The organism is Corynebacterium sp., assembly GCF_052107835.1.
In the GTDB taxonomy this organism is placed as follows: domain Bacteria; phylum Actinomycetota; class Actinomycetes; order Mycobacteriales; family Mycobacteriaceae; genus Corynebacterium.
In genome coordinates this window covers 1-21,399 of sequence record NZ_JBQEDF010000001.1, presented here as the reverse complement: position 1 = coordinate 21,399, position 21,399 = coordinate 1, and the positions used below count along the sequence as shown (strand labels likewise).

Here is a 21,399-nt window from a genome sequence, read left to right as displayed (position 1 = left end):
GCTGCCGGCATGCCGCCGCCCTCACTCGACCAGTTTCCAGCCCTGGGCGTCATGCAGGTGGCGCCAGTAGCGGGCGTAGGTGGCGTCCAGTGCCATCAGCTCCGCATGGGTCCCGGACGCCTCGACCCGTCCGGAACCGTCGAGCTGCACGATCACGTCGGCGGCGGCGATGGTGTCCAGCCGGTGCGCGATGGTGATCACCGTGGCGTGGGTGCGCAGCTCGTCGACGGCGGCGAGGATGTTCGCCTCGTTCTCCACGTCCAGGGCGCTCGTCGCCTCGTCGAGCAGCACGATCGGCGCCCGTTTCAGTAGGGCGCGGGCGATGGCCACGCGTTGGCGCTCCCCACCGGACAGGGCACGTCCGCCCTCGCCGACCGGGGCGTCCCACCCGTCGGTCAGCCGGGAGGCGATGTCGCTGACCCCGGCGAGTGTCGCCGCGTCGATGACCTCCTCATCCGTGGCGTCCTCCCGGCCCACCCGGATGTTCTCCAGCAGGGTGTCGTCGAAGAGGTACACGTCCTGGAACACCATCGAGAGCTGCGACATCAGTTGTGTGGTGGTCTGCGCTGTCACCGGAACGCCGCCGACCCGGACCACGCCGGCGTCCACGTCGTAGAACCGGCTGACCAGCCGGGCGACCGTCGTCTTCCCGGAGCCGGACGGCCCGACCAGGGCGACCATCGTTGAAGCGGGCACGTCGATACTCACGTCCTGCAGGACAGGCGATTCCGGGGAGTAGCCGAAGGTCACGTTCTGCAGCGACACGGCACCGGGATCGGTCAGGGTGGCGGGGGAGGACGGCTCCGCCAGCGGCTCGGCGGTGAGGACGCCGTCGATCCCGTCGAGCACGGGACGCCGCCCCTCGATCCCCATGGCACTCTCGGTGATCGCGGACAGTGTGCTGGTGAAACGCATGGCCAGACCAATGAAGGCCAGGGCGGGGACCGGGTCCAGGGTCCCGGAGACCGCGAGTGACCCGGTCACGCTGATCAGGATCACCACCACGCCCTGGGTCGCCGCCCCGCTGAGCAGCAGTCCACCGGTCTCGGTGCCCAGCGACCTCATCTTCGCCGAGCGGGCGTCCTCCATCGCGGAGGTCAGCGGGGTGAAGTCACGGGACCGGCCGCAGGAGCGCAGGGCGCCCTGGCACTGGGCGAACTCCACGATGCGGTCGGCGAGCCGTTCCTGCACCGGTTCGGTGCGGTTGGTCGACCGCCGCATCAGAGCGGTGGAGGCCATGGTCAGACACGCGAACACGGGGACGGCAACGGTCAGGACCAGTCCCAGCAGCGGATCCCAGAACCAGGACGCGACGATGATCACCCCGGCCGCGGCGATGCGGCTGATCAGGGGGACGATCATGTGCGCGATGATCTCCCCGGTGGTCATCAGTTCCGAGGAGACGATGCGCGAGAGCTTCCCGGACAGGGGGCGGGCGAACCAGCCGAGCGGCTGACGGGCGACCCGGTCGCCGACCAGCCGGTGGATGTTCCTCAGGAAGTCCAGGGCGATCCCGTAACCCCAGCGGTTCGAGAAGTAGTTGGCGGCGAAACTTGCCAGGGACAGCCCGGCAAGGGTCCACAGCCACCCCGCGAGGCCGAGGCCCCACACCGCGCCGTCGGTGGCCAGCGCGGTGACAGTCGGCAGCACGGCGGACAGGGCAGCGCCCTCGATCAGTCCGACGATGACGGCGATGGTGACCACACCGCGCATCGCCCCGGGCTCGGCGAGCATCCGGCGGCAGCGGGGGATGATGTCCGTCAGGGGGAGGTTCATGGCTTCAGACTCCTTCGGTGTCTGTCCGGGGGTTGCCCCAGAGCCGCGCGTAGCCGGGCTCGGCGAGCATGGCGTCGTGGTCGCCGGTGGCGGTCACCCGGCCGTTGTCCGTCAGCACGATCTGGTCGACCCCGGTGATGACCTCGGGCCGGTGGGCGATCAGCAGCACCGTCCGGTCCTTGACCAGGGTGGACAGGGCCTGCTGGATCTCGTGCTGGGATTCCGGGTCGGTCAGCGCGGTCGCCTCGTCCAGGATCAGGACGGGGGCGTCGACGAGCAGTGCCCGTGCGATCGCGATGCGTTGGGCCTGCCCGCCGGACAGGCCGGTGCCCACTCCGTGGACGGTGTCCAGCCCGTCCGGCAGGGCATCGATCTCGTCGAGGATGTGGGCGGCGCGGGCGGCGTCCCGGATGTCGTCGTCGGTGGCTCCGGGACGTCCCAGGGCGATGTTGTCGCGCAGGCTGATCCCCAGCAGCTGCGGATCCTGCAGCACGAACCCAACGTGTGAGTACAGGTCGGGGATCTCCTGGACGGCGACCCCTCCGACACTGACGGTGCCGGAGTCCGGGTCGGCGAAGCGCGCCAGCAGGGTGGCGATGGTGGATTTGCCGGATCCGGACGGTCCGACCAGGGCGGTGACTGTGCCCTGGTGCAGGGTGAAGCTGACGTCGTCGACGGCCGGGGCCCCGGAGCCTTCGTAGGTGAAGGTGACGTGGTCGAAGGTGACGTCGTGGTTCTCCGGGACGTCCTGCCCGCCCCTCCCACCTTGTGCCGCCCCCAGCACCGGCGTCGACAGCAGCGCCGACAGCCGCAGTGCCGCCTGCCCGGCGAGCTGGCGTGACCAGGTGGAGTTCATCCCCACCTCGATGGCGAAGGGGACCAGCAGGGCGATCAGTGCGGTGGCCAGGACGTCCGCTGCGGACACGTGGCCCTGGTGGGTCAGCCAGGCCCCGCCCCCGAGGTTCACGAGCAGCACCAGGGGGACCGCGAGGGTCGACTGGCCCAGGGCGGACATCCGGATCAGCGGCTTGCACCAGGCGAAGTAGAAGTCGAAGAAGGCGTCCGCTGCCGCCTGGTAGCGCCCGTGGGCGCGTCCCACCCTGCCGAAGGCCTTCACCACGGTGATGCCGGTGACGAACTCCACCATGCGGGCGGAGACATCGCCGAGCTTCCTGTCCATCTCCACGGTCTTCTCGCCCATGCCCTTGAGCATCACCAGGTTGGAGAGCAGGTACAGCGGGATTGTGGCGATGGACAGCAGTCCCAGCCGCCAGTCGATGATGAAGGCGTAGACCATCAGGGCGAGCGGCATGACGATGGCGTTGACGCCCTCGACCGGCTGGTGGGCGATGAGCTGGTGGACGGTGGTGATGTCGTCCTGCAGCGCTTTGCGCACGCGTCCGGAGTTCGTTGAGGTGAACCAGGACAGCGGGACACTCGCGAGGCGTGCGACCAGGTCACCGCGGATGGTGTGGCCGAGGCGGACGTCGGCGATGTGGGTGACGGTCAAGGCGATGAAGTAGATCACCAGCCGTGCGGTGAAGGTGGTGATGAGGATGACCAGCCAGTGGTTCACCTCGTCCGGGTCGACCGCGGTGCCGGCGTTGTGTGAGCTGATCAGGATCCCGCCGATCGTGACCAGGGCGACGTAGGGGATCACGGAGAGGACGGCGGAAACGGCGGCGAGGACGCGTCCCAGCGCCAGCAGGGAGTACGCGGGGGAGAGGAGTTGTTTCAGTGCTGCGGACCCGGCCTTCTGTTCATCCCGCTCGGTGGATGCCATGGTTCTCCCTCTGTTCGCCCGTGCTCGCAAATAGGTTTGCTATAGGTAACAATGAATGGATTTCATGGTAGATCCGTGTGCCCCGGGGCACAAGGGTGGGCCGATGAAAAGGCGTACCCTTGTCGGCATGACCCAACAGGCACTGCACGGCGACGGATGGGCGGTCGGCACCGACGGCACCCGACGGTGGGGCACCCTGGGGGCGGCAGGGCTGTTCCTCTCCACGCAGGAGAACGGCACCACCCTGCTGCTTGTCCAGCACCGTGCCGCGTGGACGAACTTCGGCGGGACGTGGGGGATTCCCGGCGGTGCCGTCGAGGTCGGCGAGGACGCGGTGTCCGCCGCCCTGCGCGAGACCGAGGAGGAGACCGGGGTGAACGCGCGGGACGTGAACGTCAGCGATTCCCTTGTCACCGCCCGGGCCGACCTGACCCATGTCCTGGTCCGTGTTCCGCTCGCCCCGGAAGAAACACCGCTGGCCGCCCCCGTGACCGAGGCGGTCGAGAAGGGGAGCTCTCTGCTGGACGCGGTCCGCCGGAACCGGGTCACCCACCCGGAGACCGGCTACCCCCTGGTCGTCACCCTGCAGGGGCAGTTGTGCTGGGAGACCCCGGACAACACGGTCAAGGAATGGACCTACACCACCGTGCTCGGGACCAGTGACTTCCCACTGGAGCTCTACCCCACCGCGGAGAGCGCGGACCTCGCCTGGTGCCCCATCGACGAGGTCGCCGAACTGCCCCTGATCCCGCCGTTCAGGGAGGCGTTGCCCGGGCTCCGTGAGCGACTCGGCGTGTAGTGGCCGGAGGGGACGCGAACCGTGGGGACGTGGCACACTGGTCCGACGTGACTGAAAAAGAGGATGGCGGCTACCCGTCGATGCCGTTGCCGCCGAAGGAAGCGTGGCCTGCGCTGATCGCGCTGTGCACCGGCTTCTTCATGATCCTGCTCGACCAGACGATCGTGGCGGTGGCCACCCCGGAATTCCAGCGTCAGCTGCACGCCGACTACAACGAGATCATCTGGGTGACCTCGGCGTACCTGCTGACGTTCGCCGTCCCGTTGCTGGTCACCGGCCGTCTCGGGGACCGTTTCGGCCCACGCAACGTGTACGTGGCCGGCATGGTCGTCTTCACGCTCTCGTCCCTGTGGTGCGGCCTGTCCTCGTCCGTCGGCGAACTGATCGCCGCCCGCGCCGTCCAGGGCCTCGGTGCGGCACTGCTGACCCCGCAGACCATGGCGGTGATCAACCGCATCTTCCCCCGTGAGCGCCGCGGGGTGGCGTTGGGGGTGTGGGGTGCCACCGCCAGCCTGTCCACCCTGTCCGGGCCGATCCTCGGTGGCCTGATCACCGGCACCGTCGGCTGGGAGTGGGTCTTCTTCATCAACGTCCCGATCGGTGTGGTCTCGATCATCGCGGTGATGATCTGGGTGCCGCGGTTCAGGCCGTCGGCGCGGCGGATCGACCCGCTGTCGATCCTGCTGTCGGTCACCGCGGTCTTCCTGCTCGTCTTCGCACTCCAGGAGGGTGAGACGATGGACTGGGCGTGGTGGATCTGGGCGTTGATGCTCCTCTCGCTGGTCCTGTTCGCCTGGTTCGTCCGCCAGCAGATCGTCGCCGAGAACCGGGGACGCGACCCGCTGATGCCGTTGAGCCTGTTCACGGTGCGCAACTTCTCGCTGGGCAACATCGGAATCGTGGGAATGGGCTTCGCCGTCGCCAGCGTCCCGCTGCCGTTCACCCTGTACTACCAGCAGGTCCACGGACTGTCGCCGCTGCAGGCGGGGTTGATGCTGGTTCCTCAGGCGGCGACGTCGCTGATCCTGTCGCCGATCGTCGGCCGGATGACGGACAGGTACAGCTCGCGGGGGCTGGGTACCTTCGGATTCACCGCGATGGGGGTGTCGACCATCGGTATGACGGTGGTGATGGCCACCGGCGTCAACCCCTTCTGGACATTCCTCCCGCTGGTCGGCCTGGGCGTGGGGAACGCCTTCGTGTGGGCGCCGAACTCGGCCTCCACAATGCGTGACCTGAACTTCCACCAGATGGGTGCGGGTTCCGGCGTCTACAACCAGACACGGCAGCTCGGGTCTGTGGTCGGAGTCGCCCTGGTCGGGGCGATCATGCAGTGGCGTCTCACCGTGGACGATCCGGGCACCGCCTTCGGCCTGGCCGTGCTGGCACCGGCGGCGATGATGATCGTGGGGGTGGTGGCGTCCCTGATGTCCACGAACAACCTCCACCGGTCGCCGGACGCCGCGGAGGGCAGCTAGGATCGTGGCCATGCGTATCGCAACCTTGACCAGTGGCGGGGACTGCCCCGGACTCAACGCCGTGATCCGTGGGGTGGTGCGGACCGCCACGGGACGCGGGGCGACAGTCATCGGCTACGAGGACGGTTGGCAGGGTCTGGTCGAGGACCGGCGGGTCCAGCTCTACGACGACGAGGACATCGACCGCATCCTGATCCGCGGTGGCACGATTCTGGGGACCGGACGCCTGAAGACCGAGAAGTTCCGGCAGTCGATCGACCGCATCAAGGAGAACCTCGCGGACGCCGGGATCGACGTCCTGATCCCCATCGGTGGCGAGGGCACGCTGAAGGGTGCCCAGTGGCTGCACGACAACGGCATCCCCGTGGTCGGGGTGCCGAAGACCATCGACAACGACGTCAACGCCACGGACTACACGTTCGGCTTCGACACCGCCGTGGCCGTGGCGACGGACGCGATCGACCGGCTGCACACCACGGCGGAGTCGCACAACCGTGTGATGATCGTGCAGGTGATGGGCCGGCACGTTGGCTGGATCGCCCTGCACGCGGGCATGGCCGGCGGCGCCCACGACATCCTGATCCCCGAGGTGCCCTTCGACATCGAGGAGGTGTGCAAGCGGATGGCGCGCCGGTTCCAGCTGGGGGAGAAGTACGGCATCATCGTGGTGGCCGAGGGCGCGTTGCCGAAGGAGGGGACGATGGAGATCGGGGACCGGGCCGTTGACCAGTTCGGCCACCAGAAGTTCGACGACATCGGCGCACAGATCGCCCACGAGATCGAGGACCGGCTGGACACCGACGTGCGCTCGTCGGTGCTGGGGCACACGCAGCGTGGCGGCACACCGACCGCCTTCGACCGGGTGCTGGCCACCCGCTACGCGGTCCACGCGACCAAGGCCGCGCTGCGTGGGGACACGGGCAAGGTCGTGGCCCTGCACGGCGAGAGGATCGAGCTCGTGTCCTTCGAGGACGCGGTGGGGCACCTGAAGCACGTCCCGCAGCACCGCTACGAGTCCGCCGCGGCGCTGATCGGGTAGCCCGCTTCCCCTACCGGGATCCCTCCAGGTGGGTCGCGAGATTGGTGAGCGCCTCGTCCCACCCGTCGTAGACATTGGCGTCGCCGGGGCGCCTGTCGAAGCCACGCAGGTGGAAGAGCATGTCGGTCACGTCCCCACGCTCGGTGAAGGTCAGGGTGATCACGGCAGCGTCCCCGACGGCGGCCTCCGGTTCGCCCCAGCTCATCACGAGACGTTCGACCGGGACGATCTCCAGGTACTCGCCACCGGTGGGGTGCTGCTCGCCGGTCTCGTCATTGACCATGGTGTAGCGGTAGCGTCCGCCCACCCGCAGGTCCACGGAGACTGACTCGGTTGTCACACCCATCGGACGGAACCACTGTGCCAGTTCCTTCTCCTCGGTCCAGGCGCGCCAGACCAGTTCACGGGGCGCGTCGAATGTTCGGTTGATCGTGAACTCGGGGGTCTTCCCAGTGGTCATCGGTCTGCTCCTTCATCGTGTCGTCCTTCATGGATTCGAGGTGGGCATCCAGGGCATCGAAGCGCTGGTTCCACTCGCGTCGTTGGGTGTCGATCCAGGCGGCTACATCGTCGAGGGCCTCGGTCTGCAGTGTGATGGTCCGCCACTGGGCCCTGGTGGTGCGGCTGATCAGGCCCGCGTGCTCCAGAACCTTCAGGTGCCGGGAGACCGCCGGGGCGCTCATCCGGAACGGCTCGGCAAGGTCGCCGACGCTGGACGGTCCCTGTGCGAGGCGGGAGAGGATCCCGCGCCGGGTCGGGTCCGACAGCGCCGAGAACACCAGGTTCAGCTGCTCGTCGGTCTTCATGTAACCACCTCATTAATTAACTGGGACGTTAAATATAAGGCACGGAAGATCTGACGTCAAGGGGGTGGGCACAGCGGTGTCCGGCGTGGGAGTAAGGTGTCGCTCACCGCAACGAGAACCCCCGCGACACCCCGGCCCACGCATCCACTACCACGGTCATCGCCGGGCACGGTTCGCCCACGTCCTTCCCCGGAAAGTGCCATGTCAGAATCAACAGAGACCCCCGCCCAGGACCGCAACGCCTACATCGCCTCCCTGGGCTTCCCCCTCCTCGTCATCATCGGCGGGGTCATCGGCGGGGTCATCGGCTTCTTCGGCGGGGACGACCTCGCCGCAGCCACCTCCGGATGGACCAACTGGCTCCTCGGCATCATCATGTTCGGAATGGGGCTCACGCTGCAGCCCCGTGACTTCATCATGGTCATCAAGCGTCCGCTCCCGGTGCTCATCGGGGTGGTCGCCCAGTTCGTGATCATGCCCCTGACCGCCCTGCTCGTGGTGTGGGTCCTGGGGCTGCCGTCCGCCATCGCCGCCGGTGTCATCCTGGTCGGTTGCGCCCCGGGCGGCACCGCGTCCAACGTGGTGTCCTACCTCGCCCGCGGCGACCTCGCCCTGTCGGTCGCGATGACATCCTGCTCCACGCTGCTCGCACCGCTGCTGACCCCGCTGCTCACGCTGTGGCTGGCCGGGGAGTACATGCCACTCGACGGTGGTTCGATGGCGCTCGACATCGTCAAGATCGTCCTGGTGCCGGTCGTCGCCGGCCTGGTGATCCGGTTCTTCCTGCCGAAGGCCGTGGACAAGCTGCTGCCGTCTCTGCCGTGGATCTCCGTCGTCGCCATCGCCATGGTCGTGGCCATCGTGGTCTCCGGCAACCGCGACAACCTGCTGGAGGCCGGCCTGCTCGTGCTCGTCGCCGTGGTCCTGCACAACACCCTCGGACTGGCGCTGGGCTACGGTGCCGGCATCATCACCCGCCAACCGCTCCGGACGCGCCGCACCATGGCCATCGAGGTCGGCATGCAGAACTCCGGCCTGGCCGCCGGGCTCGCCGCGCAGCACATGGAGCCGATGTCCGCCCTGCCCGGGGCGATCTTCTCGGTCTGGCACAACCTGTCCGGGGCGGTGTTCGCCGCCCTGTGCCGCGCCTACGACAAGCGCGCCGGAACCGCAGGGGCACGAACCGCTGAACCCACGGCCGACCACCCGACGGACAGCGGTTCGCACGTCCACTAGACTGGTCCACCATGACTGCCGTGGTGAACGATTACTCCGATGATGTGATGGACTACAGCGACGTGCTGGAGCGCTTCGACCCCGTGATGGGTATGGAGGTCCACGTTGAGCTGGCGACACGGACCAAGATGTTCTCCGCGTCCTCCGCGGAGTTCGGGGACGCGCCGAACACCAACGTCGACCCCTGCAGCCTGGGCCTTCCCGGTGCGCTGCCGGTGGTCAACAAGCAGGGTGTGGAATGGGCCATCAAGATCGGCCTCGCGCTGAACTGCGAGATCGCCCCGTACTCCCGCTTCGCCCGGAAGAACTACTTCTACCCGGACCAGCCGAAGAACTACCAGATCTCCCAGTACGACGAGCCCATCGCCCACGACGGCTACCTCGACATCGTGCTCGACGACGGCACACCGTGGCGCATCGAGATCGAGCGTGCCCACATGGAGGAGGACACCGGCAAGCTCACCCACCTCGGTGGGACGACCGGACGCATCCACGGCGCGACCGCGTCGCTGGTGGACTGCAACCGCGCCGGCATCCCGCTGATCGAGATCGTCACCAAGCCGATCGAGGGGGCGGGGGAGCGCGCCCCCGAGATCGCGCGGGCCTACGTGACAGCCCTGCGTGAGCTGGTCAAGGCCCTCGGCGTCTCTGACGTGCGCATGGACCAGGGGTCGATGCGCGTGGACTCCAACCTCTCGCTGCGCCCGGTCGGTACCACGGAGTTCGGCACCCGTACCGAGTCGAAGAACATCAACTCCCTGAAGTCGGTGGAGCAGGCCGTGCGTTTCGAGATGCAGCGCCAGGCCGCCTGCCTGGTCAACGGGGTGGAGATCATCCAGGAGACCCGCCACTACCAGGAGGCGGACGGAACGACCTCCCGCGGGCGCGTCAAGGAGACCATGGCGGACTACCGCTACTTCAACGACCCGGACCTGCCCCCGGTGCTCGCGCCGGCGGAGTGGGTCGAGGAGATCCGCGGGACACTGCCCGAGATGCCGTGGATCCGCCGCGCGCGCATCCAGGAGGAATGGGATCTGAAGGACGAGGAGATGCGTGACCTCGTCAACGCCGGTGCCCTCGATCTGATCATCGCGACGGTCGAGGCCGGCACCACCCCCGCGGAGGCCCGCAGCTGGTGGGTCGCCTACCTGTCGCAGAAGGCCAACGAGGCGGCCACGGACCTGGAGGGCCTGCCGATCACCCCGGAGCAGGTCGCCGAGGTCGTCGGAATGGTCAAGGAGGGCACGCTGACCAACAAGCTCGCCCGCCAGGCCGTTGACGGCGTCCTCGCCGGTGAGGGCACCATCTCCGAGGTTGTCGCCGCCCGTGGCCTGGAGGTTGTGCGCGACGACGGCGCGATCGAGAAGGCCGTGGACGAGGCGATCGAGGCCAACCCGGACATCGTGGAGAAGTACCGCGGTGGCAACAAGAAGGTCACCGGTGCCATCGTCGGTGCCGTCATGAAGGCCACCCGCGGCAAGGCGGACCCGGCGCAGGTGAACAAGCTCATCGCCGAGAAGCTGGGCTAAAGGGTCGGCCAGGGCTGCCCGGGGGACACGGGGGCACGGGCGGAGAGCGGGGTCTGGAGGGGTGGGTCCGTGAACCAGACCCCCTCCAGACTCGTTTTCCGCCCCTCACATGTGTGGCAGGGAAGGTGTCGCACGTGTGGGGGTGCGGGGAGGGCCTTCGCGGAAAAGTTCAACGATTTTTCCCGAACCCCTGTCCGAATCCGGTCGGTTTGTGCATAATTAACCGGACGTTCACAGACGTGACCCCACTGTTTTGGGTCGACGTCCGGTAACGCACGCTCTCCGAACACCGACCGGGGGCCAGTGCGCTTCGGCCGGGCGGTTCGACCATGCACCAGAGGAGCCGAAGAAGTTGCTCATAGGTATCCCCCGGGAACCGCAAACCCTGGTCTCTGCGACGCCCGACACGGTCGGAAAGCTCATCAAACTCGGCTACGACGTAGCCGTCGAGTCCGGCGCAGGTGACCAGGCCAACTTCCCCGACAGTCAGTACGAGGCAGCCGGGGCCACGATCGTCGGGGAGGACGTGTGGTCCTCCGACATCGTGACCACCCTCGACACCCCGTCCCCCGAACAGCGGGCCGCGCTGAAGTCGGGGTCCACGCTCATTTCCCGGCTGGCACCCGCACGCAACGACGAGCTGATCCAGGAACTCGCGTCGAAGAACGTGACCGCCCTGGCCATGGACACCGTGCCGCGCATCAGCCGTGCACAGTCCATGGACGTGCTCAGCTCCCAGGCGAACGTCGGCGGCTACCGTGCGGTCATCGAGGCCGCCAACGCCTTCGGCCGCCTGTTCACCGGCCAGGTCACCGCCGCGGGCAAGGTCCCGCCGGCGACCGTCTACGTGATCGGGACCGGTGTCGCGGGCCTCGCGGCGATCGGTACGGCCAACTCCATGGGTGCCGTGGTCAAGGCCACGGACCTGCGTCCGGAGACCGCCGAGCAGGTGGAGTCGATGGGCGCCGAGTTCGTCGCCATCCCCACCGCCTCGGAGAAGTCCGACGACGGCTACGCCAAGGAGATGACCCAGGACCAGGCCGCGGCCGCCGCGAAGCTCTACGCCGAGCAGTCCGCCCTGGCCGACATCGTCATCACCACCGCGAACATCCCGGGCAGGACGTCACCGGTCCTGCTCACCGCCGCGGACGTGGCGGAGATGAAGCCGGGCTCGGTCATCGTGGACATGGCCGCCGCCAACGGCGGCAACTGCGAGCTCACCGTGCCCGGTGAGGTCACCACCACCGACAACGGTGTGAGGATCATCGGTTACACCGATCTCGCAGGGCGCCTTCCCGCGCAGTCCTCCCAGCTCTACGGCCAGAACGTGGTCAACCTGTTCAAGCTCGTCACCCCCGGCAAGGACGGCGTGACCGTTCTCGACATGGAGGACGAGATCGTCCGCGGCATCACCGTGACCAAGGCAGGGGAAAGCGATGGGTCCCCGGCGGACGTCCTGTGGCCACCGCCCCCGGTGAAAGTGTCCGCCGCCCCTGCACCCGCTGCAGCGCCCGCTGGCGGGGACGCGGCGGCGGAGGAACAGGACGACGCCCCGAAGAAGTCCGGCCTGTGGTGGAAGATCCTCGCCGGTCTGCTCGGAGTGGCCCTCGTCCTGGTCAGCCCCCTCGAGGTCGCCGACGAGTACATGGTGCTCCTGCTCGCCGTGGTGGTCGGTTTCTACGTGATCACCGCGGTGACCCACAAACTGCACACCCCGCTGATGAGCGAGACCAACGCCATTTCCGGAATCATCCTGGTAGGCGCGATCCTGCAGGTCGGTTCGTCCAATATCGCGGTCGCCGTCCTGGCCTTCATCGCGATCGTGGTCGCCTCGATCAACATCTTCGGTGGCTTCTTCGTCACCCGACGCATGCTCACCATGTTCGAGGGAGGCAACTGACATGAACCAGCTCCATCTCGCCGCCGGCGAAGTGAACCCGGACGTCCTGGAGTGGACGGACAAGATCACCAACCTGGCGTACATCATCGCCGCCCTGCTGTTCATCCTGGCGCTCGCCGGTCTCGCGAAGCAGCAGACCGCCTACCGCGGCAACAAGTTCGGCATCGCCGGTATGGCGATCGCCCTGGTCGCCACCATCTTCAAGGCCGTCGTCGCCTCCGCCGACGACACCGACAAGTACAACGCCCCCTGGGTCACCCTGCTGCTCATCGCCGTGGCGATGCTCATCGGTGCCTCGATCGGCATCCCCCGGGCACGCAAGGTCGAGATGACCGGCATGCCCGAGCTCATCGCCATGCTCCACAGCTTCGTGGGGCTGGCCGCTGTCCTGATCGGCGTGAACTCCTTCATCGAGAAGATGGACGGCGACGCCGACGTCACCGGCTTCAGCCTCGGTGAGATCTTCCTCGGCATCTTCATCGGTGCGGTGACCCTCACCGGTTCCATCGTGGCCTTCCTGAAGCTGTCCGGCAGGATCAGCGGCTCCCCGCTGACCCTGCCGGGACGCAACCTGCTCAACCTGGGGATCATCGTGCTCTCCCTGGTGGGCATGGGCGTGTTCATCGCCGCGGGTTCCGACAACGCCGCTCTGTCCTGGACAGTGCTCGGCATCATGCTCGTGCTGTCGCTGCTGCTGGGTATCCACCTGGTCGCCGCGATCGGCGGCGGCGACATGCCGGTCGTGGTGTCCATGCTGAACTCCTACTCCGGCTGGGCCGCTGCGGCGGCGGGCTTCATGCTCGCCAACCCGCTGCTGATCATCACCGGTGCGCTGGTCGGTTCCTCCGGTGCCTACCTGTCCTACGTCATGTGCAAGGCGATGAACCGCTCGTTCATCTCCGTGATCCTCGGTGGCTTCGGTTCGGACAGTGCCGCGTCGGACGACCGTGACTACGGCGAGCACACCGAGATCAACGCCGAGGACACCGCCGAGCTGCTCAAGGGCGCCAAGTCCGTGATGATCACCCCGGGTTACGGCATGGCTGTCGCCCAGGCGCAGTACCCGGTGGCCTCGATGGTCGCCAAGCTGCGTGAGCAGGGTGTGGACGTGTCCTTCGGAATCCACCCGGTGGCGGGGCGTCTGCCCGGCCACATGAACGTGCTGCTGGCCGAGGCGAAGGTGCCCTACGACATCGTCCTGGAACTCGACGAGGTCAACGACGACTTCGACGAGGTGGACGTGGTCCTGGTCATCGGTGCGAACGACACCGTCAACCCGATCGCCGAGGAGCCCGGTTCCCCGATCGCCGGCATGCCGGTGCTCAAGGTCTGGGAGGCGAACAAGGTCGTCGTCTTCAAGCGCTCGATGGGCTCCGGTTACGCCGGGGTGCAGAACCCGCTGTTCTTCAACGAGAACACCGATATGCTGCTCGGCGATGCCAAGCAGTCGGTCGAGGCGATCACCTCGGCGCTCTAGGTGCTCTGAGATCTAGAGCGCTTCGTCGCCGGGCAGGATCTCGTCCTCCCGCGGCGGCCACGGTGGCGTCCCCGTCCCGAACGGGGAGCCTCCGAGCTTCTCCCGCTCATGCGGTGTATGGAACCCCGCCGGGTCTGGCCCCACGGCCACGACCCCGGTGGGGTTCACGTCCGCGTGGACGATGTAGTAGTGGTCCTTGATCTGCTGGAAGTTCGTGGTGTCCCCGAAGCCGGGGGTCTGGAAGAGGTCACGCAGGTAGCCCCACAGATTCGGCTTCTCGGCGATCTTGTAGCGGTTGCACTTGAAATGGCCGTGGTAGACCATGTCGAAGCGCACCAGGGTCACATACAGGTAGATGTCGGCCAGGGTGATGTGGTCGCCAACCAGGTAGCGCTGTGTTCCGAGCCGCTCCTCGAGCATGTCGAGCGTCCCGAAGAGCTGGTGGAAGGCGTCCTCGTAGGCGTCCTGCGTCCCGGAGAAGCCGCACCGGTAGACGCCGTTGTTCACCGTGCGGAACACCAGGTCGGCGATCTCGTCGATCTCGGCACGCAGGTTGTCGGGGTACAGGTCGGGTGCACCGTCGCGGTGCAGGGGCGTCCACTCGGTGGCGAAGTCGGTGACCATGGTGCGGAAGTCGTTGGTGACCACCGCCTTGGTCTCGATGTCGACGAGGGCCGGCACGGTGACTCCCTTGGGGTAGTCGGCGTACCTGTGCAGGTAACAGTCCCGCAGCCGTCCGACGCCGAGGACGGGGTCCACGGAGTCCTCGTCGAGGTCGAAGGTCCAGGACTTCCAGTCGTGGGTCGGGCCGGCGATACCGACGCTGAGCGACGCGTCCAACCCGAGCAGTCGCCTGGTGATGATCGCCCGGTGCGCCCACGGACATGCCCTGGCGCCCACCAGCCGGTAGCGGCCCGGGGCCACCGGCCAGGCGATCCCCTGCCCGGATGCGGTGGAGGACGGGTCGAAGGACGGGGGGTCGGCGACCACCCGGTCATCGATGTAGCTCATGTCGCGGTCGTAGGTTCCGCCGGTGGAGACGTAGCTCATGAGAGGTTCCTGCCTTCGCTGGATGATGCGGTAGTTGTCCGGGGTCGGTGCTCGGGTGGGGCGGTGCCCCCGCCGAGGCTAGTCGTTGCGACATACCATGTGCGGCTTACCCGGTGACGGCTGTTTTCTAGCCTAGGCTGGTCTGCAAGTAAGCGGAGCCGGACAATCGACGCCTCAGGGGCACCATCACCCCGTGAGTGCGCAAGAAGGTGGGAGAGTATGGGACTGTTCGAGAAGGACCCGAACAAGGATCCGGGCAAGGACGCGGTCGACGGGGCCGTGGACCGTTCGGCCGACGGTGCCCGGGACGCCACCGGCATCGACGCCGACCTCTTCGACGAGATCGATGTCCCCGACGCACCGGGGGAGCCCGGTGCTCCCTCCAGGACGGTGTCGCAGGACGCGGATGACACGCAGGACGTGCCGGTCGTCCCCGAGACCACCGAAGCCTCCGGGGACGGTGACGCTGGCAGCGGTTCTGACGGCGGTGCTGGCGCTGACAGTGCCGACTCCGGGGACACTGCAGCCGACCCGGAATCCGCAGCGTCCCCGGAGACGGAGACGGAGACAGATCCGGAACCCGAGCGGCCCAAACGCGACATCTACGAGATGGCTGGCAGGGCGAAGCCGCAGCGTATCGAACCGCGGCGCGCGGAACCCGAGCCCGAACCGGAGCCCGCTCCGACCCCGCAGGATCCCACCGCTGACGCCGAGGCAGATGACTCCCGGACCGAGGTGTTCGCGGCGTCCGACCGTGAGGACCGGGCCTACCGTGAGCCGATCCCGGCGTCCACGGCCGGTGCCGCTGACTCCGCGCCGGACGATGATGCCGACCAGACCACGGCACTGCTGGGTGCCGCGGGCGTTGGCGCTGCGGGGGCGGGTGCTGCCGGGGTAGGTGCAGCCGGCGCCGCAGGTGATGCCGGGGCCCCGGAAACCACGACCTTCCCCGCGGGCGATGCCACCTCCCGCTACGACGAAGCCGCGACGCCGGCTGATCCGGATCCGGCGGATGCCGCGGTGGCAGACGAGGGAGCTGGGGTTGTCGGTGAACCACGCCGCGGAACCCTCGACTTCGGTCTGCTCATCCTGCGTCTGGTCGCGGGTGCGCTGCTGATCGTCCGCGGCCTGCAGACCCTCTTCGCCTTCGGCGGCGACCCGGGTATCAGTGCGCTGGAGCAGACCCTGGCGGCCTACAACTTCGCCGACATCCTGGCGGTGGCCATCCCGGTGGCGCAGATCGTCGCCGGTGGACTGCTCGTATTCGGCCTGCTGACGCCGCTGGGTGGGGCCGTGGCGATCGTAGTCGCCGGGTTCCTCACGCTGCACAACCTGTCGCTCTGGGATTCGGGCTACTGGCCGTACGCCCTGAGCCCGGCCGTCCAGTTCTGGGCTGCGGTCGCACTGATCGGTCTCGTGCTGACCTTCACGGGTCCGGGGCGCTACTCCGCGGACATCTCCCGTGGTTGGGCAACCCGCCCGCTGGCGTCGGCGTGGATTTTCGCCCTCGTCGGGGCGGGTGCCGCGGCTGCCCTGTGGATCGCGGTCGGCGGAGGAAACCCCTTCTGACCTCAGCGGGCGTTGCTAGCCCATGCCGAAGGCGAGCCGCCCGGCCATGCCGATCATCATCAACCCGATACCCAGGTTGATCCATCGCCAGACCTTCACACTGGCCAGCGGCTTACTCAGCAGGCGGGCACCGTAGCCGGCCGCAACGAAGAAGAGCACGGATCCGACCAGCGCACCGGTGGCGAACATCCACTTCCCGTCGCCGTACTGGTTCGCCATTGACCCGAAGACGACCACTCCATCCACCCAGGCGGCCGGGTTGAGGAAAGTCACCGCCAGGGCGGTCGGCAGGGCGGCGAGTGCAGGCATCCGGGTGATGGCCCTGGTGCGGACGGTGGCACGTGGCGGGCGGGTCATGGTCGCGACCTGGCTGCCGCCGTCAACGGGTCCGGTGGACGTGAGGGTGGGGGTATCCGCGATGACGGTGTCCATGTCGACCGACGGTTGATCAGAGGACGTGTCGATCGCGGACGGGTTGCGCATGTCCCGCAGGCAGGTGGACGCGAACCACAGCAGGTAGGCCACGCCCGCCCAGCGCAGGATGTCCAGCAGCCACGGTGCCTGGTCCACGACGACACCGACGCCGGCGGTTCCCAGCGGCAGCAGGATCAGGTCGCCGATGATGAAAACCGAGACAACCAGCCCCACGCCCCAGCGCCGCACGCCCTGTTTCAGCAGGACGACATTCTGCGGGCCCATGCCGACAATGACCGTCAGATTGAACAGCAGTCCGGCGGCGGCAATGGACAGGGCGGGGAGGAGGTACTCGGCGAGCATGACCGAAAGCCTAGGAACCGCCCGTTATGAAGACAAACAAGCAGTACTGAACATGAGTAAGCTGGGCTTCATGATTGCACGTCACATGGATACACTCCTGCTTGTCGTCGATGAAGGCAGTTTCGAGGGGGCTGCGTCCCGTCTGGGAGTCAGCCCCTCGGCGGTGAGCCAGCGCATCAAGGCCCTTGAATCGGATGTCGGACGCGTCGTTGTGCGGCGCACCACCCCGGTGGGGGTCACCGACGCGGGCGAGGTCCTGATCCAGGCCGCCCGCCGCATGAAACTGCTGGAAACCGAGACCGACGACCAGCTGCGGGGCCGGGTGACCGACCGCCCCGTGGCCGTCGGGGTGAACGCCGATTCGTTGGGCACCTGGTTCCGTCCCGTCCTGCGCAGCGTCGCTGAACAGGACGGCATCGCCCTGGAACTCACCGTCGAGGACGAGCAGCACTCCCTGGAGATGCTGCGCCGTGGCGACTGCATGGGTGTGGTCACGGCGTCCGCCGACCCGGTCCCGGGGTGCGTGGTCGAGGAACTGGGCGTGCTGCACTACTGGCCGGTCGGATCACCCGGACTGGCTGGTCTGCTGGAGGACGTGGGGTGGGAGGGCCTGCCGCTGGTGGTCATCAGCGACCTCGACCGGATGACGGACGAGGTCCTGGAGCTGCGTGACCTGGCGCCGTCGCGGAACCGGCGGGTGTCACGGATCCCCACCTTCGAGGGACTCAACGATGCGGTCGTCGCCGGGCTGGGATGGACGGTGGTACCGATCTCCTCGGCCGCTCCTTTCGTGGAGCAGGGTGCCATGGTCCGCCTGTCGCAGGACATCATTGAGGTGCCGTTGTACTGGCAGCACTGGCGTCTGGAGTCCGACACGCTCGGTGCACTGACGGATGCGATCCACGCCGCAGCGGCGGTCGGCCTGGATTAGCCGTTTTCGCCGGGAGCGCCGGAAACTGCAGCCAGGGCGCGTCCTGTCGCGGTCCCGGACGCTGCGATCTCGGTGGGAGTCCCGTCGGCGACTATCCGGCCACCGTCCACACCGGCATCGGGACCGAGGTCGACAACACGGTCAGCCTGGGCGATGACCCGCAGGTCATGCTCGACAACGACCACGGTGTCGCCGGCATCCACCAGACGGTTGAGCTCGGTCACCAGCAGATCGACGTCTGCCGGGTGCAGGCCCGTTGTCGGCTCGTCCAACAGGTGCACGGTGGGCGACCGGCGCCGGGTGCGGGAACTGCGCTGCAGCTCCGTGGCCAGCTTGATGCGCTGCGCCTCGCCGCCGGAGAGCTCCGGGGCGCCCTGGCCCAGCCGCAGGTAGTCCAGGCCGACAGCGTGCAGCGCATCCAGGGCCGCGGCGATCGCGGGTTCTCCGGTGAACACCTCCCGGGCCTCGGCCACGGTCAGGTCCAGGATGCCCGCCACGGTGTAGCCGTTCCAGGTGACCTGCAGGGTCTCGTCGTTGTAGCGCGCGCCATGGCAGTCCGGGCAGGTGGTGTAGCTGCCGGGCAGGAAGACCAGCTCAACCTCGATCTTTCCCTCGCCGTTGCAGGTGGGGCAGCGGCCCTGGGTGACGTTGTAGGAGAACCGGGACACCGTCCATTCCCGCTTCCGCGCTTCCGGCGTCGCAGCGAAAATCTTGCGGACGTGGTCGAACAGTCCGGTGTACGTCGCCAGGCAGGAACGCGGGGTACGCCCGATGGGCTGCTGCGTGATGTGGACGGTGCGGATCCCCCCGGTCGCCAGTACGCCGGGGAGGACCTGGGAAACCAGTGTTGACTTGCCGGAGCCGGACACACCGGATACCGCCGTGAACTGGCCGAGCCCCAGTCCAGTGTCCAGGTCGAGGGTGCGTTCGGTGGTGCTGACCTGCACGGTGCCCGACGCCGGACGCGGGGTGTCCTTCAGAACCGGCGAGCGTGCGGCGAGCGCGCGTCCCGTCGGGGTGTCCTGTGCGGAAACGCCCTCGACCTCGCCGGACCAGAGCACCTCGCCGCCGAGTTCACCGGCACCGGGGCCCACGTCAATAACCCAGTCCGCCCCGGCAACCAGGGACATGTCGTGTTCGACCAGGATCACGCTGTTGCCCGCGTCAATGAAACGCTCCATCAGTGCCCGCACCGCCGCACGTTCGGTCGGATGCAGGCCGGCGGACGGCTCGTCCAGCACATAGACCACGCCGAACAGCCCGGAGTGCAGTTGCGAAGCCAGCCGCAGGCGCTGCAGCTCACCCGCGGACAGGGTGGTGGCCGGACGGTCCAGGCTCAGGTGTCCCAGGCCGAGGTCGATCGCAGCGGTCACGGTGGGGATGGTCTGTTCCAGCAGCAGGCGTTCGGACTCCTGACCCACCTCGTCCTGCGCGGTGGACGGCTGGCGCAGCACCTCCAGGAGGGCATCCAACGACAGGGCGTTGAGCCCGTCGACGGTGAACCCGCGCCAGGTGACCTGCAGGGCATCCTTGATCAGGCGACGTCCACCGCATTCCGGGCAGATGGAGTGGTCCATGAAGGACAGCACGCGCTTACGAGTCGCGTCCGATCCGGTGGAGGCGAGGGTCTCCCGCAGGTACACCGACACCGAGCGCCACGTTCCGTCGTAGGTACGTTGGATCTGGTGTGCGCCGCGGACCGGGTGCACGGTGACCACCGGTGTGTCCTCGGTGAACAGGATCCAGTCCCGGTCGTCGCGGGACAGCTCGGACCACGGGACATCGGTCCGGTAACCGAGCGTGACCAGGATGTCGTGGAAGTTCTTGCCCAGCCAGGCACCGGGCCAGGCGGCGATTGCACCGTCGTCGATGGACAGTGACGGGTCCGGGACCATCGACTCCTCGGTCGGCGCATGGACGGTTCCCGTGCCCTGGCAGGTCGGGCACATGCCCGCGGCGGTGTTGGGGGAGAAGCAGTCCGAATCCAGCCGACCGACACGTTCGCGCAGTTCATCCGGGTAGTCGCCGACGCGGGAGAACAGCAGTCGCACCGAGTTCGACACCGTGGAGAACGTACCCACCGTGGACCTCGCGCCGCCACCGGTGCGGTTCTGCTCCAGGGCGACCGTCGGCGGCAGGCCATCGATGTTTCCCACCCGCGGATCGACCGCTCCGGCGATCAGGCGGCGGGCGAACGGTGCGACGGACTCCAGGTAGCGGCGCTGGGCCTCACCATGGATCGTGCCGAACGCCAGGGAGGACTTGCCCGAGCCGGAGACACCGGTGACGGCGACGATCTTCCCGCGTGGCATCTCCACGTCCACGTGGCGGAGATTCCGCAGGTGCGCGTCCTGAACAGTGATACCCATGGTCGGCCAGTCTAGGCGGTAGCGTGGACACCATGGATCTCGGGATAGCAGGACGCTGGGCGCTGGTCTGCGCCTCAAGCAAGGGACTGGGCTTCGGGTGCGCGGAGGCCTTGGCCGCCGAGGGCGTGAACCTGGTGGTCAACGCCCGTGGACAGGACGCGCTGGCGGATGCCGCTGAGACCTTCCGGGCGCACGGGGTCGAGGTGTTGGAGGTGCCGGGCGATGTCACTGACCCGTCGGTCCGCTCTGAACTGCTGGGCGCCGCGCCCCGGGTCGACATCCTGGTCAACAACGCCGGTGGACCGCCTCCCGGTGACTTCCGTGACTGGGATGACTCGGACTGGTCCAGTGCTCTGCAGGCGAACATGCTGACGGCGGTGTCGCTGATCCAGGCGACGGTGGACGGCATGGCAGCACGCGGTTTCGGACGGGTCGTGAACATCACCTCGGCGGCGGTGAAGGCTCCGATCGCCAAACTGGGCCTGTCCAACGGCGCCCGGGCCGGGCTGACCGGATTCGTGGCCGGTGTGGCGCGGCAACCCCAGCTGGCCTCGGCGAACGTGACACTGAACAATATGCTGCCCGGGCGTTTCGCCACGGACCGTTTGAAGCAGACCGGCGATGGTTCCGATCCGACCCCCGACGGCATCCCCGCCGGACGCTTCGGCACCCCGGCGGAGTTCGGGGCGGCATGCGCATTTCTGTGCTCGGAGAAGGCGTCCTACATCACCGGCCAGAACCTGCTGCTGGATGGCGGCGCCTACCCGGGCACGTTCTAGCGGCCTAACCAGGGGAAATTCTCATGCCCCCAGGCGCGCCTCCGGGGAGTGTGATGTCTCGGGACATCGGTGACAAAACTGGATCAGGACATCGGTAACAG

The 21,399-nt window shown here is 67.8% G+C and carries 17 protein-coding genes; 10 read left to right on the top strand and 7 right to left on the bottom strand.

Features of this window, described 5'->3' with window-relative positions; genetic code table 11:
• Window positions 1–21 precede the first annotated feature (21 nt).
• Complete coding sequence (locus ACTIL2_RS00085; protein WP_442335402.1) at window positions 22–1,776, bottom strand: ABC transporter ATP-binding protein; 1,755 nt, start codon at window positions 1,774–1,776, stop codon at window positions 22–24.
• A gap of 4 nt (window positions 1,777–1,780) precedes the next feature.
• Window positions 1,781–3,559: an ABC transporter ATP-binding protein gene (locus ACTIL2_RS00080; RefSeq protein ID WP_442335401.1), complete on the bottom strand. Its 1,779-nt coding sequence runs from the start codon at window positions 3,557–3,559 to the stop codon at window positions 1,781–1,783.
• Window positions 3,560–3,686: 127 nt separating this feature from the next.
• Between ACTIL2_RS00080 and ACTIL2_RS00075 the strand changes: the two genes are divergently transcribed.
• The 3 genes from ACTIL2_RS00075 (at window position 3,687) to ACTIL2_RS00065 (ending at window position 6,875) form a co-directional block, all read left to right on the top strand.
• Window positions 3,687–4,358, top strand: a complete 672-nt coding sequence (locus ACTIL2_RS00075; RefSeq protein WP_442335400.1) for an NUDIX domain-containing protein — start codon at window positions 3,687–3,689, stop codon at window positions 4,356–4,358.
• A gap of 80 nt (window positions 4,359–4,438) precedes the next feature.
• Complete coding sequence (locus tag ACTIL2_RS00070; protein ID WP_442335482.1) at window positions 4,439–5,836, top strand: DHA2 family efflux MFS transporter permease subunit; 1,398 nt, start codon at window positions 4,439–4,441, stop codon at window positions 5,834–5,836.
• Window positions 5,837–5,846: 10 nt separating this feature from the next.
• Window positions 5,847–6,875 carry an ATP-dependent 6-phosphofructokinase gene (locus tag ACTIL2_RS00065; protein ID WP_442335399.1) on the top strand — a complete coding sequence of 343 codons (1,029 nt, stop codon included), beginning with the start codon at window positions 5,847–5,849 and terminating at the stop codon, window positions 6,873–6,875.
• A gap of 10 nt (window positions 6,876–6,885) precedes the next feature.
• Here ACTIL2_RS00065 and ACTIL2_RS00060 read toward each other — a convergent pair whose 3' ends face one another.
• Both ACTIL2_RS00060 and ACTIL2_RS00055 read right to left on the bottom strand, forming a co-directional pair.
• Entirely contained in the window at window positions 6,886–7,335 is a 450-nt protein-coding gene (locus tag ACTIL2_RS00060; RefSeq protein WP_442335398.1) for an SRPBCC family protein, read from the bottom strand.
• A complete protein-coding gene (locus ACTIL2_RS00055) occupies window positions 7,277–7,681 on the bottom strand; it encodes an ArsR/SmtB family transcription factor (protein ID WP_442335397.1) in 405 nt (134 codons plus the stop codon). The genes ACTIL2_RS00060 and ACTIL2_RS00055 overlap by 59 nt, the downstream gene beginning before the upstream one ends.
• Before the next feature lie 201 nt (window positions 7,682–7,882).
• On the opposite strand from ACTIL2_RS00055, the gene ACTIL2_RS00050 reads away from it, so the two are divergent.
• From ACTIL2_RS00050 to pntB, 4 genes are all read left to right on the top strand, one after another.
• On the top strand, window positions 7,883–8,917 hold the full coding sequence (locus ACTIL2_RS00050) for a bile acid:sodium symporter family protein (protein ID WP_442335396.1): 1,035 nt from the start codon (window positions 7,883–7,885) through the stop codon (window positions 8,915–8,917).
• An 11-nt stretch (window positions 8,918–8,928) separates the two neighbouring features.
• A complete protein-coding gene (gatB, locus tag ACTIL2_RS00045) occupies window positions 8,929–10,446 on the top strand; it encodes an Asp-tRNA(Asn)/Glu-tRNA(Gln) amidotransferase subunit GatB (RefSeq protein ID WP_442335395.1) in 1,518 nt (505 codons plus the stop codon).
• A 352-nt stretch (window positions 10,447–10,798) separates the two neighbouring features.
• Window positions 10,799–12,346, top strand: coding sequence for a Re/Si-specific NAD(P)(+) transhydrogenase subunit alpha (locus tag ACTIL2_RS00040; protein ID WP_442335394.1), 1,548 nt, complete (start codon window positions 10,799–10,801; stop codon window positions 12,344–12,346).
• Between the two features lies 1 nt (window position 12,347).
• Window positions 12,348–13,823, top strand: coding sequence for a Re/Si-specific NAD(P)(+) transhydrogenase subunit beta (pntB, locus tag ACTIL2_RS00035; RefSeq protein ID WP_442335393.1), 1,476 nt, complete (start codon window positions 12,348–12,350; stop codon window positions 13,821–13,823).
• Window positions 13,824–13,835: 12 nt separating this feature from the next.
• Here the strand turns inward: pntB and ACTIL2_RS00030 are convergent, their stop codons facing one another.
• Window positions 13,836–14,873, bottom strand: a complete 1,038-nt coding sequence (locus ACTIL2_RS00030) for a glutathione S-transferase family protein (protein ID WP_442335392.1) — start codon at window positions 14,871–14,873, stop codon at window positions 13,836–13,838.
• A 219-nt stretch (window positions 14,874–15,092) separates the two neighbouring features.
• Between ACTIL2_RS00030 and ACTIL2_RS00025 the strand changes: the two genes are divergently transcribed.
• Window positions 15,093–16,442, top strand: coding sequence for a DoxX family protein (locus ACTIL2_RS00025; protein WP_442335391.1), 1,350 nt, complete (start codon window positions 15,093–15,095; stop codon window positions 16,440–16,442).
• A 15-nt stretch (window positions 16,443–16,457) separates the two neighbouring features.
• Here the strand turns inward: ACTIL2_RS00025 and ACTIL2_RS00020 are convergent, their stop codons facing one another.
• A complete protein-coding gene (locus ACTIL2_RS00020; protein WP_442335390.1) occupies window positions 16,458–17,219 on the bottom strand; it encodes a LysE/ArgO family amino acid transporter in 762 nt (253 codons plus the stop codon).
• A gap of 70 nt (window positions 17,220–17,289) precedes the next feature.
• On the opposite strand from ACTIL2_RS00020, the gene ACTIL2_RS00015 reads away from it, so the two are divergent.
• Window positions 17,290–18,150 carry an ArgP/LysG family DNA-binding transcriptional regulator gene (locus tag ACTIL2_RS00015; RefSeq protein ID WP_442335389.1) on the top strand — a complete coding sequence of 287 codons (861 nt, stop codon included), beginning with the start codon at window positions 17,290–17,292 and terminating at the stop codon, window positions 18,148–18,150.
• On the opposite strand, the gene ACTIL2_RS00010 is transcribed toward ACTIL2_RS00015, so the two are convergent.
• Complete coding sequence (locus ACTIL2_RS00010; RefSeq protein ID WP_442335388.1) at window positions 18,147–20,519, bottom strand: ATP-binding cassette domain-containing protein; 2,373 nt, start codon at window positions 20,517–20,519, stop codon at window positions 18,147–18,149. The two genes, ACTIL2_RS00015 and ACTIL2_RS00010, sit on opposite strands and share 4 nt — an antisense overlap.
• Before the next feature lie 32 nt (window positions 20,520–20,551).
• Here ACTIL2_RS00010 and ACTIL2_RS00005 point away from each other — a divergent pair, with 32 nt between their 5' ends.
• Window positions 20,552–21,298 carry an SDR family oxidoreductase gene (locus tag ACTIL2_RS00005; protein ID WP_442335387.1) on the top strand — a complete coding sequence of 249 codons (747 nt, stop codon included), beginning with the start codon at window positions 20,552–20,554 and terminating at the stop codon, window positions 21,296–21,298.
• Window positions 21,299–21,399: the final 101 nt, after the last annotated feature.